The organism is Bacillus sp. 22475, from assembly GCF_052044835.1.
GTDB classification, from domain to species: Bacteria; Bacillota; Bacilli; order Bacillales; family Bacillaceae_G; genus Bacillus_A; species Bacillus_A cereus.
In genome coordinates, this window is record NZ_JBQENW010000008.1 from 195,351 (window position 1) to 216,906 (window position 21,556).

Genomic DNA, 21,556 nt, shown 5'->3' on the forward strand with positions numbered 1-21,556 from the left:
AATGGGAGACGTTATTGATATATATGGTTTATCACCTTTGCAAAAAGGAATACTGTTTCATACTTTATACGATCAAGATGATGAACATTCTTTTTCCTATATTGTACAAGTAGGTTTCTTGCTCGGGGGGCAATTGGATGTTGCTACTTTTGAAAAAGCTTGGGAATATGTTATTCAACGACATGAGGTTCTGCGCTCAGTATTTGTTTGGGAGGAAGTAGAAAAACCTCTACAAGCAGTTTACGAACGTCTTCCTTTTACTATTCATCAAGAGGATTGGAGTACCTATTCGCATGAGGAGAAGGAGAAGAAATTACAACAGTTTTTGACTGCAGATCGTAGGAAAGGATTTTTATTGGATGAAGCACCATTGATGAGAGTCACTGCGATTAAAGAAGCAAAAGAGGAAACGAGAATTATCTGGACACATCATCATATTTTGCTAGATGGATGGAGTGTGTCATTGGTCTTTAGTGAAGTGATGGAAGTTTATCTCAAGATGATAAAGGGAGAATTGTTGAATCTTCCTAAATCTCTTCCTTATAAAAAATATATTCAATGGATAAATAAACAAGATCAAAGTCAAGCAGAGGAATTTTGGAAAGAAGAATTAAAAGGGTTCTATGCACCTACTCCATTAGCAATGGAAAGAAAGGATCAAGGACAAGAGAAGGGTTATGGAGAGTGTGCTTATCAAGTATCTGAGGAACTTACTGAGAGTTTACAAAAGTGGGTACGAAATAGTCGATTAACGTTGAATACGTTAGTACAAGGTGCATGGGCTTATTTGATGAGTAGGTATAGCGGTGACAGTGACGTCGTATTTGGCGTAACTAGCGCTGGACGTCCTACTGATTTAATAGGAGCAGAGAATATGGTGGGGCTATTTATTAACACATTACCTACCAGAATTCGATTAACGGATAATACATCAGTAGTAGATTGGCTTCGTAAAATACAAATGAAAGAAATGGAACGAAGACAGTATGAGTATAATTCGTTGATAGATATTCAAGGCTGGAGTGAGGTTCCGCGAAATAGCTCCTTATTTCATACCTTGTATGTGTTTGAAAATTATCCAATTCAAGGTGAGAGAAATGATGATTTAAGATTACTAGATGTTAAAAGCACGGAACAAACAAATTATCCTTTAACACTCATTGTAATGCCCGGTAAGAAAATTACTTTAAAGTTGATGTATGATCGAAGCTATTTTAATGAAGAAACAATAAATCGGATTCAGAATCACTTATTGCAAATATTAATTCAGATGACGAAAAGCCTAGATTCAAAACTATTTGAAATTACTCATTTAACAGAAGAAGAACAAATACAGTTACTAGAGGAATGGAATCATACTCAAGTTAATTATTCGGCTGAAGGCATGATTCATACGATGTTTGAGGAGCAAGTTAAAAAAACACCGGAAGCAATCGCGGCTAGTTACGAAAACGAACAAATTACCTATAGAGAGTTGGAGAAGCGTGCAAATCAGCTAGCTCATTATTTACAAAAGCATGGTGTAGGCCCAGAGTCTCTAGTTGGGGTATATATGGAACGTTCATTACAAATGATGATAGCGTTATTAGGTATTCTAAAATCAGGAGCAGCGTATGTTCCACTTGACCCTACTTATCCAGAGAGTCGGCTTCGATATATATTAGAGGATGCTGGAATCGAAGTACTAGTGACGGAAGAGAATTCTAAAAATTTATTTGTATCTGAAAATACAGAAACAATTTGTATGAATAAAGATTACACTGCAATTGAAAAAGAAGAATCAACCCCATGTATAAGTGGTGTAACAGGAGGAAATTTAGCGTATGTTATGTATACTTCAGGATCTACAGGGAATCCAAAGGGAGTAATGATTGAGCATCATTCAGTAATTAATTATCTAGAATGGATGCAACATAAATATCCGCTTTCTGAAAAGGATGTGGTCTTGCAGAAAACGCCATTCTCATTTGATGTCTCTGTTTGGGAATTGTTTTGGGGTATTCACGTTGGTGCAAGTGTATCTTTCCTACCTCCAGGTGGAGAAAAAGATCCTTCTATTATAGCTGAAGTGATTAAACAACATCAGATTACCATAGTTCAATTTGTACCTTCGATGTTATCTGTTTTCTTAGATCACTTCAATCATATTGAATTGAACATGAATTGTTCGTCCGTGCGCCATGTATTTTCTGGTGGGGAAGAACTAAGCTCAGGGTTAGTTAGACGATTTCAGCAGAAATGGAATTATAGTGGACAAGTGAAATTAACCAACTTTTATGGCCCAACTGAAGCCACTATTTATGTCAATGCATTTGATATTCAGCCTAATCAAGAATTTGTTTCTATTGGGCAGCCAATACAGAACACGCAATTATATGTATTAGACCAAAATCAACGCTTGCAATCAATAGGAATTGAGGGTGAGTTATATATTGGTGGTGCTGGTTTAGCACGTGGATACTTAAATCGTCCGAATCTTACAGCTGAAAAATTCGTTTCGCACCCATTTCGATTGGGGGAACGACTATATCGAACAGGAGATTCAGTAAGATATCTAACTGATGGAAATATAGAATTTATAGGTAGAATGGATCATCAAGTCAAAATGCGTGGTTTTAGGATTGAATTAGGTGAAATTGAAGCCACTTTAGAAAAATGTTCGTTTATTAAAGAGGCTGTCGTATTAGTTAGAGAAGATCGTCCAGATGATCAACGATTGGTTGCATATGTAATAAGCGATGGAAATACCCAAGAGTGGAGAGAGTATTTACAAAACCAATTACCGAATCATATGATTCCAGCGCACTTTATAGAGTTAGAACATTTCCCGCTTACTCCAAATGGGAAAATTGACCGAAAGGCCTTGCCAGCACCTGATGAGCAAGCTATTGAAGATTTAAATGTGCTACCCCGGACGCCATCGGAAGAGCTTATTGCCTCGGTTTGGAGTCAAGTGTTAGGAACAGAAAATATTGGTATTCAGGATTCCTTCTTTGAACGTGGTGGGCACTCACTACTTGCTACTCAAATCGTCTCTCGATTGCAAGAACTGTTCCAAATTAAAATTCCATTACGTGAACTTTTCAAGCACGATACAGTGGAAGCATTGGCGAAACGAGTGGATCAGTTACGAAAAGAAGATAAAAAACGAGAGGTTGCTCCTCTTGTACCTATGAAACGAGAAGAAGTTATCCCACTTTCCTATGCGCAGAAACGTCTATGGTTTATTGATCAATTAATGCCAAATAGTGCTATGTACAATATTCATGCAGCGTGTCGCTTAACAGGTAAATGGTCAATTGAAGCATTGGAGGTCGGATGGAATCAATTGTTGGAGCGTCATGAATCATTAAGGACGACAATTCTAGAACAAGAGGGTGAACCTTTTCAACAGGTTCAATCTCATGTGTTCAGACATATTCCTCAAACGAATCTAACAGATCTTTCTTTGGAAGATAGGGAAAAAGAAATGAAACGGCTCATTCAAAACGAGGCGGAGGAACCATTTCATTTTGGACAAGATCCTCTGATTCGAACACGAATATTGAAAGTGGACAGGGAAGAATGGGTTCTCATTTGTACGATGCATCATATTATTTCAGATGGATGGTCAATGGGAATCTTACTTGAAGAATGGATGGCTTTTTATGAAGGAGCACTAACCGGAAAACCAGTGGAATTGAAGGAGTTATCTATCCAATATGCAGATTTTGTCATGTGGCAGAAGGAATGGCAAAAAGAGGAGAATTTGAATCAGCACCTTCAATATTGGAAGGAAGAATTATCTGGGGAACTACCGGTTTTACAATTACCGATGGATCGTCCTCGACCTGCAGTTCAAACCCATCGTGGTGCAAGTCAGTCCTTAATAGTGGCGAATTCCCTACAGGAAAAGCTCAAAGATTTAAGTCTGCAAGAAGGATGCACTTTATTTATGACATTGATGGCAGCGTATCAAAGCTTCCTTTCTCGTTATACAGGACAGGACGACATTATAGTTGGAAGCCCAATCGCTAATCGAAATGTGAAAGAGATTGAGGGATTAATTGGATTCTTTGCAAATACGTTGGTTTATCGAGCTGATTTCAGTGAAAATCCGACGTTCCAAGAACTTTTGTCGCAGGTAAGAAAAAAAGCGTTAAAAGCATACGAGTATCAGGACATCCCATTTGAGAAAGTGGTAGAATCCGTAAAACCTGAACGGAATACAAGTCATTCACCAATATTCCAAACTATGTTTACTTTACAGAATACGAAACAAGAGTTTCTTCAGCTATCTGAAAGACAAATGGAACTCATGGAAAGCCATGCTTCTGTTGCCAAATTTGATTTGAGTTTATTTGCTTCTGAGACGGAAGAAGGATTATCACTAACCTTTGAATATAATACTGATTTGTTTAATGATACAACCATTGAACGTATGGCAAGTCATTTTAAACATTGGTTAAATCAAATTGTCTCTCATCCAAAATGTGTACTATCAGAACTGAATATGTTATCGAAAGTAGAATATAAGCAACTACTAGAGGAATGGAATAAATCGCGTGTTATAGATATGGAAGAAAGTACGATTCATAAAATGTTTGAAGAACAGGTGAAAAAAACACCAGAAGCAATTGCAGTAGTGTGCGAAGATGAAGAACTAACATATCGAGAGTTGGACGAACGCTCGAATCAGTTGGCACATTATTTACAAAAAAATGGTGTAACATGCGAATCATTAGTTGGCATTTGCGTTACACGTTCATCCGAGATGATTGTCGGTCTCTTAGGAATTATAAAGGCGGGAGGAGCATATGTCCCAATTGATCCAGCGTATCCGGAAAGTCGACTGCAGTACATTTTAGAAGATGCTCAAATAAAGGTACTGGTGACACAGGAAAAGTTACAACAAAAAATGTTTATACCTAAATTCGTCAACGTGATTTGTATTGATCGTAATCGAGCAGAAATAGAACAAGAAGTAACTACGGTATGTACGAGTGAAGTGACGGGCGATAACTTAGCCTATATTATTTATACTTCAGGTTCCACTGGAAATCCAAAGGGAGTAATGATTGAGCACAGGAATACAGTAACAATGATTCATTGGGCGCATCACACGTATTCCCGAAAGGAATTAGCGGGAGTGTTAGCTTCAACTTCGCTATCTTTTGATTTATCCGTTTTTGAGGTATTTGTTCCCTTAACGATGGGTGGTAAGGTGATTGTCACTGAAAATGCTCTACATCTGGAGAAGTTGTCTTCCAAAGGTGTAACTTTGGTTAATACTGTGCCATCGGCAGCAAAGGAACTGGTTCGAGCAAAAACAATCCCTTCTTCGGTAAAGGTGATGAATTTGGCTGGAGAACCATTGCCATATTCGCTTGTTCAAGATTTATACGAGAGAAGTACGATTGAAAAGGTGTACAACCTATATGGACCGTCCGAAGATACTACGTATTCCACGTATATGGAATTAGAAAATGGTGTCATGCATAGGGTCCCACCAATTGGTAAACCAATATTCAATACAGAAGTATATGTACTAAGTGCTGAACAAAAAATGGTTCCAATTGGTGTAGTTGGTGAGCTATACATTGGTGGATCAGGATTAGCACGTGGATATTTAAAGCGACCTGACTTAACGAAAAATCGTTTTATACCGCATCCGTTTAAAGAAGGAGAGCGAGTATACCGGACGGGAGATCTAGTAAGGTATTTGCCGGATGGAAATTTGGAGTATGTTGGACGAATCGATCATCAAGTAAAAATTCGTGGGTTCCGGATTGAACTAGGAGAAATTGAAGCGACATTACAAAGGCATACATTAGTTAACGAATCTATTGTGATGGTGCGGGAAGATTATCCTGGCGATCTGCGTTTGATCGCCTATGTTGTAGGAGGCGGGGATGCTCAAAAGTGGCGTGATTATCTCAAGGATCAACTACCAAATTATATGATCCCAGCCTATTTTGTTGGATTAAATGCATTTCCACTCACTCCTAATGGGAAAATTGATAGGAAGGCCTTACCAGCACCAGAGAAACAGGAGATAGCAAGTGGTTATATTGCTCCTCGTACGTCTACGGAAAAAACAATCGTTTCGATATGGCATGAAGTTTTAGGTATGGAAAACATCGGAATTCAAGATTCGTTTTTTGAAATTGGTGGCCATTCACTACTCGCTACGCAAGCTGTTTCCAATCTTAAAGAGGCTTTTGGAATCGAGATACCATTGCATGATTTATTTATGTTTCATACGGTGCAGCAATTGGCAGAACAGATTGATCAATTGCTCGATAACAAAAATCAAGAAATGCAGAATGATAGTAAGGAGAATGTAAGTCTTCAAGACTATGTTCAAAAAGAAGCAGAAGTGAGTAATGATGAAGAATTACTGGAACTACTTAAGCAATTAGAGGAGCTATCAGAGGAAGAAGCACAAGGGATATTCGAGAGTAATTTGATTGAGGAAGGGGTAAAAAAATGAGAAGTGATTTACTTGCAAAGCTGAGTTCACTTTCTCCTGAGAAGAGAGCATGGCTTCAGAAGCAAATGCAAAAAAAGGAGAATAAAGAAGCACTCCCGTTGTCTTATGCACAACAACGTTTGTGGTTTATGGACAGATTTAACCCAAACAGTTCTTTATATAATATTCCAACAGTATGGCATCTAAAAGGAAATTGGATACCTGAAGCATTAGAAAAGGGATTCAATCGACTCATTGAACGCCATGAATCATTACGAACTGTTTTTAAAGAAGTAGGAGAACAACCTGTGCAACAAATTGTCGAATTCCTTCCTAGAGCATTACCTGTAAGAGATTACTCTCAACTTCCTCTAGAAGTAAAAGAAAAAGAGGTAGATAGTTTAATTGCGAGAGAAGCGCAAGAACCATTTGATTTAATGAATGGTCCTTTAATTCGTAATCAGCTTGTTCAATTAGAGAAGGATGAATGGTTATTACTGTGTACGATGCATCATATTATTTCTGATGCTTGGTCCATTGGTATATTCATGAATGAATTCCTTGCTTTCTATGAAGAAGAAACGGGCGGAAATCCTGCTAAATTAAGTTCACTATCCATTCAATATGCAGACTTTGCGAAGTGGCAAAAGGAGTGGTTGCAAGGTGATGTGCTAAATCGTCAGCTTACGTATTGGCAGGAAGAATTGTCTGGTGAACTTCCTATCTTACAACTGCCAGTGGATCGACCTCGACCGGTTAAGCAGACTTACTCTGGGGCTACGCATCATGTAATTTTTCCTTATAAATTGCTCAGTCAATTGAAGGATATAGGTCGACAAGAAGGATCTACTTTATTTATGACTTTAATGGCCGCATACCAGAGCTTTCTTGCTCGTTATACGGGACAAAAAGATATTCTAGTTGGTAGCCCGATTGCAAATCGGAACCATAAGGGAGTAGAAGGATTAATTGGTTTCTTTGTTAATACGTTGGTCTATCGATCAGATTTGAGTGGCACCCCTACTTTTCGAGAGGTTTTGAACCAAACAAAGAAAAAGGCGTTAAAAGCATACGAATATCAAGATATCCCATTTGAAAAAGTGGTAGAAGCTGTGCAACCTGAACGAAGTATGAGTCATTCCCCTATATTTCAGACCATGTTTACGCTACAGAATATAAAACAAGAACGACTTGATTTGCCTGATAGAAGTATTGAAATGGTAGAAAGTAATATGTCTATTGCTAAATTTGATTTGAGCTTAACTGCCTATGAAGTGGAAGAAGGTCTATTCGTCTCATTTGAATACAACACGGATTTATTTGATAGTAGTACCATTGCGCGTATGGCAGTACATTTTGAGAACTGGCTAAATGAAATCACGTATCATCCAGATGAATCATATACAAAGCTGTCAATGTTATCGGATACTGAGCAAAAACAACTCCTAGAAGAATGGAATGATACGGACGTAGTTTATGGTCATGATTGTATGATTCATGAGCTATTTGAGCAGCAAGTTGCACGTACACCTAATGCAGTGGCGGTAGTTTATGAGGGTGGAAAGCTAACGTATCAAGAACTGAATGAAAAATCGAATCAATTGGCACATTTTCTACAAAAACGAGGTATCGGACCTGAATCATTGGTTGGTATATGTATTGAACGTTCTCCTGATATGATTATTGGTCTCTTTGGGATTTTGAAGGCAGGTGGGGCTTATGTCCCACTGGACCCAAGTTATCCCGAAAACCGCCTAAGATATATTTTGGAGAATTCACAAATTCAAGTGCTGTTAACAAAAGAAACACTACAGGACTGGTTACCTAAAGATATTCAAGCAATTTGTTTAGACCGGGATCAAGTGATGATTTCTAAAGAGAGTAATTTAGCTCCGGTAAGTGGAGTAACAGCAAATAACTTAGCTTATATTATATACACTTCGGGTTCGACGGGAAATCCAAAGGGGGTAATGATTGAACATCATTCCGTTATCAATCGCCTACAGTGGATGCAGAAAAAATATCCATTGTCCGAGGAGGATACAATCCTACAAAAGACACCGTTTTCGTTCGATGTTTCTGTCTGGGAATTATTTTGGTGGTCATTTGTAGGAGCACGTGTTTGTTTACTTCCACCAGGAGGGGAGAAAGATCCTGCGGTGATTGAGGAGTATATTGAACGATACCGTGTATCCACCATGCACTTTGTTCCGTCGATGTTATCTACTTTCTTAGATTATATGGAACTATATAATTCGAAAAGGGATGTCTCGTCTTTAATTCAAGTTTTTACTAGTGGAGAAGCGTTAAACACTGAGCAGGTTCGCCGGTTTAAGGGAATCTTTTACAATGCTCAGCAAACAAAGTTAATTAACTTATATGGTCCTACTGAAGCAACTGTGGATGTGACTTATTACGATTGTGATTTAGAAAAAGAACCAATGCTTATTCCAATTGGTCGTCCGATTGATAATACAGAGTTGTATGTGTTAGATCAATATCAACAAGTGGTCCCGATTGGTGTGGCAGGGGAACTTTACCTTGGAGGAGTAGGATTAGCACGTGGCTACTTCAATCGACCGGATTTAACTACTGAACGTTTTATTCCGCATCCCTTTAAGGACGGGGAACGATTATATCGAACGGGTGACTTGGTGAGATATATGAATGATCGTAACTTAGAATATATTGGAAGAATAGATAACCAAGTTAAAATTAGAGGATTCCGAATTGAATTGGGAGAAATTGAAGCAGCTTTACATGATCACTCATCTGTAAAAGAGGCAGTCGTGTTGGTGAAGGAAGATCGACCAGGAGATAAGCAGTTAATAGCTTATGTAGTGGGTGAAGGCGATACTGGGGAGTGGCGTGAATATCTCAAGAAGCAACTGCCACATTATATGGTTCCGGCATACTTTTTCAAAATTGAAGGTATGCCACTCACTCCAAATGGTAAGGTGAATCGGAAAGCCTTACTGGAATTAGAAGAACAGTTCATAAGTGAAGATATTACTTCATCACGAACACCAGTGGAGGAGCTTATCGTTTCCGTTTGGAGCCAAGTGTTAGGAATAAAAAATATTAATGTTCAGGATTCCTTTTTTGAAATCGGTGGTCATTCACTACTAGCTACTCAAGTAGTTTCACGTTTACAGGGAATTTTTCAAATCGAATTACCAGTACGTGAACTATTTGAATATACAACGGTGGAGTCACTGGCAAAGCGATTAGAACAGTTACGTAAAGGAGATAAAAAACGAGAGATTCCGCCGCTAATACCAATGAAACGAGGAGAAGCTATCCCACTATCTTATGCCCAACAACGCTTATGGTTCATTGATCAATTTACACCTAATAGTGCCCTTTACAATATGCCAATGGTATGCCGCCTTACAGGAAATTGGCTACTTGAAGCATTGGAAACGGGATGGAACCAACTAATAGAACGTCATGAATCACTGCGGACGGTCTTTCACGAAGTGAACGGTCAACCCGTACAGCAAATTGAACCGTATGCTTTTCAATCAATTCCGAAAACGGATTTAACTATGCTTTCTTCTGAAGATCAAGAAGAAGAAGTTAAACGTTTAATTCAACAAGAAACAGAAGTGCCATTTGATTTAACAGAGGGTCCATTAATCAGGACAAGTATTTTGCGCGTGGGAGAGGAAGAATGGATACTCCTTTGTACTCTACATCATATCATTTCAGATGGATGGTCAATGGGAATCCTACTTGAAGAATGGATGGCATTTTATGAGAAAGCAACGGATGGAAAGGTAGCGGAACTTGAACCATTACCGGTTCAATATGCCGACTTTGCTCAGTGGCAAAAAGGATGGCTAAAGGAGGAGGTGCTTAATCAACAACTCCAATATTGGAGGGAAGAATTGTCTGGGGAGCTTCCTGTACTCCAACTTCCTATGGATCGCCCGCGTCCCGCAATACAAACTCATCACGGGTCGACATACACTCTGGTTCTGTCAAGCACGCTACATGATAAATTGAATGAACTTAGTCGAAAAGAAGGGGCTACACTCTTCATGACGCTTTTAGCTGCATATCAAAGTTTTCTATCTCGTTATACGGGACAAGAAGATATCCTGGTCGGAAGCCCAATTGCGAATCGGAATTATAGAGAAATTGAAGGACTAATTGGTTTCTTCGTTAACACGCTGGTTTATCGAGCTAATTTGAGTGGTAGACCGACATTTCAAGATGTACTATATCAGGTTCGTCAAAAGGCATTGAAGGCGTATGAATATCAAGATATTCCATTTGAAAAAATTGTAGAAGTTGTGCAACCGGAACGAAGTACAAGTCATTCGCCAATCTTCCAGACTATGTTCATCTTGCAAAATATGAAACAAGAGTTTCCGATGTTATCTAGTAGAAGTATTGAAATGATAGAAAGCCATAGTCCAATTGCAAAGTTTGATTTAAGTGTAATGGCAGCTGAGATGGAAGAGGGATTACTTTTTACTTTTGAGTATAATAAGGATTTATTCAATGCTACTACTATTGAACGGATGGCAGGACACTTTGAGAAATGGCTACATGAAGTTTCTTATCGCCCACAAAATCCGTTGCATGACCTAAGCATGCTATCAGAACCCGAGCGTACTTTGTTATTAGAAACATGGAATGACACTGTAATGGAAATGTCTCATCAGGGTCTTATTTGCGACAGATTTGAGGAGCAAGTAGCAAGGCGTCCGGATGCGATTGCGGTAGTTGATCAAACAAAACAGTGGACTTATGGTGAACTGGATACACAAGCAAATCAGTTGGCAAATGTTTTACGGCGAAAGGGAGTAGCCCCAGAGTCAGTGGTAGGAGTTTATCTTCCGAGGTCAGCTGAGCTAATGGCAAGTTTACTAGGCATTTTAAAAGCTGGTGGAGCTTATGTTGTTTTAGATCCGTTGTATCCAAAATCAAGGTTAGAATACATGATTGAAGATGCAGGAATTCAATTTGTAGTGACGGCGGAAGGACAAGAAGGACATTTCGCACACGTCGAAATGGTGAGGTTAGAAGAACTAACAGTGGAAAGCGTAATCGCACCTACACGTCAAATAAATCCAGAGAACTTAGCCTATATTGTTTATACCTCTGGTTCTACAGGAAAACCGAAGGGTGTCATGGTTGAAAATCGCTCATTAATGAATATGGTTTCTTGGCATCAAGAAGTTTATCATATTTCAGCAGAGGATCGTGCGACTCAGATTGCAGGGGTTGCTTTTGATTCGGCTGTCCAGGAGATTTGGCCGTATCTAACTGCTGGTGCAGCACTCTACTTGTCAACAGAGGAACTGAGAATTAATCCAGAAGCACTAAGGGACTGGCTCATTGATTCACGAATAACAGCTAGTTTTGCACCTACACCTATTCTGGAAAGACTCTTGAAATTATCTTGGCCAGATAAAACGGATCTTCGTTTTATCATTACTGGTGGGGATCAATTAACGCAGTATCCATCTAGCGATATTCCTTTTGCGGTAATTAATCAGTATGGTCCATCGGAAAATACCGTTGTTACCACAGATTGTTACGTACCTGTAGGGGTGACAACAGGTACGCCATCGATTGGTCGACCGATTGCGAATACAGAAGTTTATGTGTTAGATTCTCATCTTCAGCTAGTACCAATTGGTGTAATTGGGGATCTCTATATTGGAGGGAAGAGTCTTGCACGTGGATATGCTAATCGTCCGGATCTTACAAAGGAAAAATTTATTCCACATCCTTTCAAGTCAGGAGAACGTCTCTATTATACAGGAGACAAAGCAAGTTATCTTTCTGATGGTAATCTCCAGTTCCATGGACGTATAGATGACCAAGTGAAAATTCGTGGTTTCCGGATTGAATTGGGAGAAATAGAAGCTGTTTTGCAGGCGCATTCTTCTGTGAAAGAAGCTGTTGTATTGGCGCGAGAGGATAATCAAGGTGATAAGAGATTAGTAGCTTATGTAGTTGGTGAAGGAAGTGTCCATGAATGGCGAGAACATCTACAAACACATTTACCTAATTACATGGTTCCGACAAACTTTATTGAGATGGAATTTTTACCACTTACACCGAATGGAAAGCTTGATTTGAAGGCATTGCCTATACTTAGTGAACAATCCGCTGAAAATACTGTATACCCAAGAACTCCGCTGGAAGAACTTATTGCTTCAGTGTGGAGTCAAGTGCTAGGAATAAGAGACATTGATGTTCAGGATTCATTCTTTGAGCTCGGTGGTCACTCTCTACTTGCTACACAAGTGGTCTCACGCTTACAGGAAGTCTTTCAAATCAAATTGCCAGTACGTGAACTGTTCGAATATTCAACGGTCGAGGCATTATCGAAACGAATAGATCAGTTACGTAAGGGGAGCGAAAAACGAGAAATTCCACCATTGATGCCGATGGAACGAGGGGGAAATATTCCACTGTCTTATGCCCAACAGCGCTTATGGTTTATTGATCAATTTGCACCTAATAGTGCACTTTATAATATGCCAATGGCATGCCGTCTTACAGGGAATTGGTTACCTGAGGCATTGGAGTTGGGATGGAATCAGTTGATAGAGCGTCATGAATCTTTGCGGACTGTATTTTATGAAGAGGATGGCCATCCTATGCAGCAGATTCAACCGTACGTTTTCCGTCCGCTTCTGCAAATGGACTTAACTAAGCTTTCATTAGAGGAGCGAGAAAGAAAGTTGGAGCAATGGATTCAAACTGAAGTCGAATCTCCATTTGATTTAGAAAAAGGGCCATTGTTCCGTGGGAAACTCATAAGAATTTCAGAAGAAGAATGGGTTCTTCTGTGTAATATGCATCATATTATCTCAGATGGATGGTCGATGGAAATCTTGCTTCAAGAATGGATGGCATTTTATGAGAATGCGATTGGTGAAAAACAAGCAGAGCTGGAACCACTACCAGTTCAATATGCCGATTTTGCTCAGTGGCAAAGAGAATGGTTGAAAGATGAAGTACTATATCAACAACTTGCGTATTGGAAGGAAGAATTATCCGGTGAGTTACCAGTCTTAATGTTGCCAATGGATCGTCCGCGTCCGCCAGTGCAAACCCACCATGGATTAACTCATAATGTTTTGTTATCGCGCTCATTACTGGATAAATTAAACGAACTAAGTCGTCAAGAAGGGGCCACACTTTTCATGACCTTATTGGCATCGTATCAAAGTTTCCTTGCTCGTTATACGGGACAAACGGATATTATTGTTGGCAGCCCAATTGCAAATCGAAATTATCGAGAAATTGAAGGGCTGATTGGTTTCTTTGTCAATACATTGGTTTATCGAGCTGATTTAAGTAATGCACCGGCATTTCAAGAGTTGTTGTCTCAAGTGCGGATAAAAGCATTGAAGGCGTATGAGTATCAAGATGTTCCGTTTGAGAAAATTGTAGAGGTTATCCAACCTGAACGAAATACAAGCCATTCTCCGATTTTCCAAACCATGTTTACTTTGCAAAATACGGGACAGAAGCTACCAGAACTACATGGAAGAAATATAGAAGTAATGGAAAGTAATGCTCCTATCGCTAAGTTTGATCTAAGTTTAACTGCTGCAGAAGTGGAAGAGGGTTTATTACTTACTTTTGTTTATAGAACTGATTTATTTGACAGCTTAACTATTGAATCCATGGCTGAACATTTTGGGAACTGGTTGAATGTAATCGTGGAGAATCCTGATAAATCATTAGCTAAGTTGCCTATATTGTCAGGATTACAGCAAAAACAGTTGGAGGAGTGGAATAATGATGCTGTAGCATATCCACAGGAAAGTACGATTCATCAGCTGTTTGAAGAGCAAGTAAATCGTACACCTGATACGGTAGCAGTGGTAGATGAAAAACAGCAGTTAACGTATCGAGAGCTGAATGAAAAAGCTAATCAATTGGCCCACTATCTTCAGCAATGCGGAATTGGGAATGAATCATTGGTTGGACTTTGCTTTGAGCGTTCAGTTGAGATGATTGTTAGTATTATGGGGATTTGGAAGGCTGGAGCAGCCTATGTTCCATTAGACCCATCATATCCAGAAAGTCGCCTACGATATATTTTGGGGGACACTGGAATTCAAGTATTAGTTACGAACGAGTCATTGGAAGACTGGATACCTAAAGAAATCAAGATAGTTTGTCTAGATAGGGATCAAGCAATGATTTCAAAAGAAAGCATTTTTTCACCAAAATGTGAAGTAACAGGAGAAAACTTAGCGTATGTTATCTATACTTCGGGATCAACGGGGAATCCAAAGGGTGTCTTGATACAGCATCATTCTGTACTAAACTTGTCGCATGGTTTACAAAAAGAGGTTTTCGAACATGAGATACCATCTAACATGCATGTCGGTTTAAATGCGTCAATTGCCTTTGATGCATCTATCCAGCAATTACAAATGCTGCTTTATGGTTCAAGTTTGTATATTATTCCGAATGAAGTACGAAGTGATCCGGAGCAGTTTGTAGCTTATATTAGGGAAAACAAGTTAGAAATCTTTGATATAACACCTTCATTGCTTCAATTACTTATAGATGTCGGATTGTTAGAAACGTGCGATGGAGTTCATGTTCCAAGTAAGGTACTGGTTGGTGGTGAAGCGATTATGCCGTCATTATGGGAACAGCTAGTAGAGACTGATAAAATACAGTTTTATAATGTATATGGTCCTACAGAATGTACGGTTGATGCAACATGCTATCATATCAAAAAAGATAGTAAGAGAGTAACAATTGGGTGTCCATTGCCTAACGTCCAAACTTATGTATTAGATAGAAATAGGTTGTCAGTTCCAGTTGGTGTGATGGGCGAACTTTATATCGGAGGAGCAGGTCTAGCAAGGGGGTACTTGAATCGTCCAGAGTTAACATCCGAACGATTTATTTCTCATCCATTCAAAGAAGGCGAGAGGTTATATAGAACAGGCGATCTTGTGAGATATCTTCCTGATGGTAATATAGACTACTTAGGAAGAATGGATAATCAAGTGAAGATTAGAGGATTTCGAATCGAACTTGGGGAGATTGAGTCGACTTTACAAGAGCATGACTTGGTAAAAGAGGTAGTTGTAATAGTTAGGGAAAATCAGTCGGGAGATAAGAGGTTAGTAGCTTATGTAGTGGGCGAAGGTAGTGTAGAAGAATGGCGAGAGTATCTTAAAACAAAACTGCCAATCCATATGATACCTTCCTACTTTGTCGAAATGAAAGAATTACCGCTAACCATAAATGGAAAGGTTGATCGGAAATCGTTACCTATACCAGATTATCAAGGAACACAAGAAGGCTACGCGGCCCCAAGAAATGAACGTGAACATAAGCTTTCTATGATTTGGGAACGTGTGCTAGGTTCAAAACGTATTGGTATTTATGATAACTTTTTTGAAATTGGTGGAGATTCAATTCTTAGCATTCAGATTGTCTCTCGCGCAAAGCAAGCTGGTTTACAGTTGACACCAAAACAACTATTTGAACACCAAACGATTGCTGAGTTGGCGCAAGTAGTCAAAGAAGAACAAGGTGTACAAGCTGAACAAGGAATTATAACTGGAGAGACGATACTTACACCTATTCAGCAAAGGTTTTTTGCACAAAATCATCCTAATCCACATCATTGGAATCAATCCATGTTCTTTAGAACGAAAGAAAAATTGGACATAGGATCACTGGAAAAGGCAGCGCGTAACCTTCTACTTCATCATGATGCCCTGCGTTTAAGATATGAACGTTTACCTAATGGGACTTGGGAACAGTGGAATGAAGGAATTGAAGAACAATTGATGCTGACTGTCATTTCATTAGACGAAGTGCCGGAAGCGGATTGGCATGAAGTTATTCAAAAAGAGATTAATGTTGCACAAGAAAGATTGAATTTACATGATGGTCCTTTAATGAGAATGGTGTATTTTGATGAAGGTGAGAAGACTGGCCGATTATTTTGGACAATTCATCACTTAGCCGTGGATGGTGTTTCTTGGCGAATTTTATTGGAAGATTTGCAAAGAGCATATACGCAAGCAGTCCAAGGGCAAAAAATTCAATTACCTATGAAGAGTACATCTTTTAAAGAATGGTCGGAGAAATTACAACATTACGCTCAAACTGGAATATCAAAAGAAGTGCTACATTACTGGGAGCAGCAGGTTGAACAAGACGTAGTTATACTGCCAGTAGATGGTACTATAAGTAATCCAGTAAGCGCAGTAACTGAGGAAATTACTGTGGTGTTAAACGAGAATGAGACCCGTATGTTATTGCAAGAGACTTTAAGCACTCACCGTGTCCAAATCAATGAAGTATTATTAGCAGCATTGGTACAAGCTACAGCAGCATGTACGGGGCAGCCGATATTAAGCGTAGATTTAGAGGGACATGGTCGAGAAGAGATTATTGAAGATGTTGATTTATCGAGAACCGTGGGATGGTTTACAAGTATTTACCCAGTTCATTTAAATATTACTAATGCTAATACGCCAATTGCAGCATTAAAAGCAGTTAAAGAACAAGTTCGCAAAATTCCTAATAAGGGTGTTGATTATGGGGTGTTGCGTTACATGAACACAACAATGTGTGAGCCATTAAGCTCCCAATATACACCGTCTATTAGTTTTAACTATCTTGGACAATTTGACCAAATGTTTTCTAGCGATGCAATGTTTATTCCAGAGAACGAATTTAAGCGTTTAGATCATGCTGCCGGTTCCAAGCGATCGCATGTAATTGATGTAATTGGGGTTGTAACGGATGGAAAACTTCAGTTCACTTGGGTATACAATGTTGGACAATTTGCCAAATCAACGATTCAAAGTATTGCACAGAATATGCTATATCAACTGAGTAGATTGATTCAATCTTCAGATAGAGAATCTGCACTGACCATTTCGGATTTTGCAATGGCTAATCTTAGCCAAGAAGGTTTGACAAATGTACTAAACAAAATGCATCGTGGAAAGAACAATCAGATTACTGATTTATATCCACTATCACCTTTGCAAGAAGGTATGATTTTCCACACATTGCATGATCAAGGGGATGAACATGTTGCACCGTATATAGTGCAATTGAGTTTTATGATTCAAGGAGAAATGGATATTCCTACTTTTGAGCAGGCGTGGAAATCTGTAATTCAGCGGCATGAAATTTTTCGTACAGCATTTGTATGGGACGAAATTGAAGAACCTGTACAAGTGGTGTATGAAAATATCCCATTTAAAGTGAACAAAGAAGACTGGTGTACAATGACAAGTGAAGAGATAGAAGAAAAAAGAAAAGTCTTTTTGGCATTAGATCGAAAACAAGCCTTCCAATTTGATAAAGCACCATTGATGCGGGTAACAGTCATTCAAGAAGGTGAGGAAGAATATCGGATTGTTTGGACACATCACCATATTTTACTGGATGGATGGAGTTTACCATTGGTCTTTAATGAATTACTTACAGTCTATCAGAAGAGAATGAATGGAGAAGCTGTAAAGTTACCTAAATCCTCACCATATAAGAAATATATCCAATGGCTCAGAGAACAAGATAAGGAGCAGGCGGAACAATTCTGGAGAGAGAAGCTAAAAGGTTTTACTGCACCAACTTTACTGGGCTTAGAAAGTAAAGAGGAAGAAAAAGGTTACACAGAGAAGGTTACGTATTTATCAGAAGAGCAGACTCAAGAGTTACAAGGATGGGCGAAACGAAATAAACTTACTTTGAGTACAGTAATTCAAGGTGCATGGGCATATCTCATGAGCCGATATAGTGGAGAAAATGACATTGTCTTTGGTGTAACAAGCTCAGGGCGTTCTACGGAGATTATTGGTATTGAAAACATCGTAGGTCCTTTCATTACAACGTCACCGACGCGAATTCAATTGATGGATGATATAAAAGTAATAGATTGGTTGCAGAAGTTACAAGAGGAAGAGATAGAAAGAAGACAATATGAGTATGCTTCTTTGACAGAGATTCAGGGGTGGAGTGAGGTTCCTAGAGGTACACCGCTGTTCAATTGTTTATATGTGTTTGAAAATTATCCAGTGAAAGAAGAATCTTCAGAAAATCTGGAAATTGGTGAATTGAAAGGGGTAGAACAAACTCACTATCCATTAGGATTGGCTGTAGTTCCAGGAATTCAGTTATCGTTAAAGTTAATGTATGACCGTAGTAAGTTTAATAGAGTAACCATTGAACGAATGCTGGGTCATTTACACAAAGTGTTAATGCAAATGCTCAAAAACATTAATCAAAATCTATCGGAGCTAGTATATATTACGGAGGCTGAACAAAGAAAGCTATTGGAAGAATGGAATAATAATGCTATATCCTATCCACGTGAGAATGTAATTCATCAACTATTCGAAGAGCAAGTAAATCGTACACCTGACGCGGTGGCAGTGGTAGATGAAAAACAGCAACTAACGTATCGAGAGCTGAATGAAAGAGCTAATCAATTAGCCCATCATTTACAGAAATGTGGAATTGGGACAGAGTCATTAGTTGGCCTCTGCTTTGATCGATCAGTTGAGATGATTGTTGGTCTCATGGGAATTTGGAAGGCTGGAGCAGCCTATGTTCCATTGGATCCATCGAATCCAGAAAGCCGCCTGCAATATATTTTACAAGACACGGGAATTAAAGTGTTAGTTACAAATGAGGTATTACTAGGATGGATACCTAAAGACATCAAGACAGTTTGCCTAGATAGGGACCAAGCAATGCTTTCTCAAGAAAGCAAACTTTCACCAATATGTGAGGTAACAGGGGAAAACTTAGCGTATGTTATCTATACTTCTGGTTCGACAGGGAATCCAAAGGGGGCTTTAGTACAGCACCATTCTGTAATAAACCTATCCTATGGTTTACAAAAAGAAGTTTTCTTACATGACATACCTAGTAATATGCGTGTCGGTTTGAATGCGTCAATTGCCTTTGATGTATCTATTCAGCAATTACAAATGTTGCTTTATGGCTCAAGTTTATATATTATCCCAAGTGAAGTTCGCACTAATCCGGAACAATTTGTGTCTTATATTAGGGAGAATAAATTGGAAATGTTTGATATGACACCTTCATTACTTCAATTACTTATAGATGGAGGATTGCTAGAAATAAGTGGTGATGTTCATGTACCAAGTAAGATATTAGTCGGTGGTGAAGCAATCATGCCGTCATTATGGGAACAGCTAGTAGAGACCGAAAAAATTGATTTTTATAACGTATACGGTCCTACAGAATGTACGGTTGATGCAACGTGTTATCATATTCAAACAGATAGTAAGAGAGTTACAATTGGACGTCCGTTGCCGAACGTTCAAACTTATGTATTGGATGAAAATTTGTTACCTGTTCCAGTTGGTGTAACAGGTGAGCTATATATCGGTGGTGCAGGTATAGCGAGAGGATACTTGAATCGTCCAGAATTAACAGCAGAGCGATTTATCCGTCATCCATTTAATGAAGAAGAGCGTTTATATCGTACGGGAGATTTGGTTCGTTATTTACCTGATGGTAATTTAGATTACCTGAGAAGAATTGATAATCAAGTGAAAATTAGGGGCTTTCGTATTGAACTTGAAGAGATTGAAGCGAATCTAGAGAGGCATCCATTGGTAAAAGAAGCAGTAGTTTTGGTAACAGAGGATAAATTAGGAGAGCAGAGATTGGTTGCTTATGTAGTTGGAGATGGAAGTATGCATGATTGGCGTGAATATCTCAAGAGACAAGTACCGAATTATATGGTTCCTGCACACTTTATTAAGGTAGACGAGATTCCTCTTACAACGAATGGAAAAGTTGATCGAAAGGCATTGAACAATTTAACTATTCAAAGAGAAAATAACTTCTCTACACCAATCATTCCAAGGGATGAAATTGAATATCAGTTGATTAAAATCTGGCAGGATGTGTTACAGATAGAAGATGTCTATGTAAATGATGATTTCTTTAATAGAGGGGGACACTCTCTCCTTGTAATTAAACTAGTTTCAAAAATTAGGGAGAAGTTTGGAAAAGAGATTAAGGTGTCTACATTGGTTAAGAATCCAACAGTGGAAGGAATCGCATGCCTTATTCGTGATAAGTATGATATGACGAAATCAGTATCAGCGCTGGTTCCACTGCAAGAATCAGAAAAAAGACCTTTCTTCTGCGTTCATCCGTTTATGGGGAATGTATTCTGTTACATTCAACTAGCAAGATTACTTAAGAACCATTGTTCATTTTATGGTTTACAGAATCCTCTTATAGAAAAGAAAGAAATTGACGAGTTGACCTTGCCGGAAGTAATTCAATTTTACATCGAAGAAATAAAAAGTGTTCAGCCAGAAGGTCCATATCGTCTTGGAGGATGGTCTTTAGGCGGTGCAATTGCTTATAAAGTCGCAACTGTACTAAGGAGTCAAGGTGAGGAAGTTGAGTTGTTGGTACTAATGGATACAAAAGTACCATCAGAGCAGGATTATAAAACAAGAGAAGAAATGCTCTCATATATATATGAGCATTTCATTCCTAGAGATTTTACTGAGCAGGAAGAAGGCCTCATCCATAAACAAGATATGCTTGTAGAGCGATTAATTATGGAGGGAGTACTCCCGCCTGATGCAGATCTTATGAATTTGAAGCAAGTTATCAATGCTCATAGGAAATGCCTGAATATAATGGCAGAGCATGATTTAATACCATACTCTGGAGAAGTTCTCTACTTTAGTGCTGAGGAAGGAAAAGAGTTGTTTACAGAATGGGGACCTTTATTAAAAGGAAGAGTAAATATGTATTCTGTTCCTGGATCACATGAAGAAATAGTGGATTCACCTGCAGTTGAAAAAATAGCTATGTATGTACTAAATGAATTTGAAGGAATAAAAGAAACATCCCTTTCATTAACGGAAAAGTAGAGAGCACAAAAGATGTAACGCTTATGAATGAAAAGGGCAGCCCAATAACTGCAAACAAGTGTAGGCAATGATGAATATATCAAGAGCATTATTTTTTAAGGGGATAGTGCAAAAATTACTTGATAGATACATATAAACCTATATGAGTTGCTCAAAGTATGATGTAAATGCTCTGAATTCTTTGTAATAGAAGAGAATACCTTGA

At 38.7% G+C, this 21,556-nt stretch carries 2 protein-coding genes; both read left to right on the plus strand.

Annotated features, from left to right (window positions below):
* Window position 1 precedes the first annotated feature (1 nt).
* Entirely contained in the window at window positions 2–6,472 is a 6,471-nt protein-coding gene (locus tag ACTJJY_RS15690; protein WP_440605926.1) for an amino acid adenylation domain-containing protein, read from the plus strand.
* Window positions 6,469–21,351: a non-ribosomal peptide synthase/polyketide synthase gene (locus tag ACTJJY_RS15695; RefSeq protein ID WP_440605927.1), complete on the plus strand. Its 14,883-nt coding sequence runs from the start codon at window positions 6,469–6,471 to the stop codon at window positions 21,349–21,351. Before ACTJJY_RS15690 ends, ACTJJY_RS15695 begins: the two co-directional genes overlap by 4 nt.
* Window positions 21,352–21,556: the final 205 nt, after the last annotated feature.

Excerpts from the sequence above, each read along its gene's own strand:
- ACTJJY_RS15690 (WP_440605926.1), top strand. The coding sequence starts at position 2 with ATGGGAGACGTTATTGATATATATGGTTTATCACCTTTGCAAAAAGGA.
- ACTJJY_RS15695 (WP_440605927.1), top strand. The coding sequence starts at position 6,469 with ATGAGAAGTGATTTACTTGCAAAGCTGAGTTCACTTTCTCCTGAGAAG.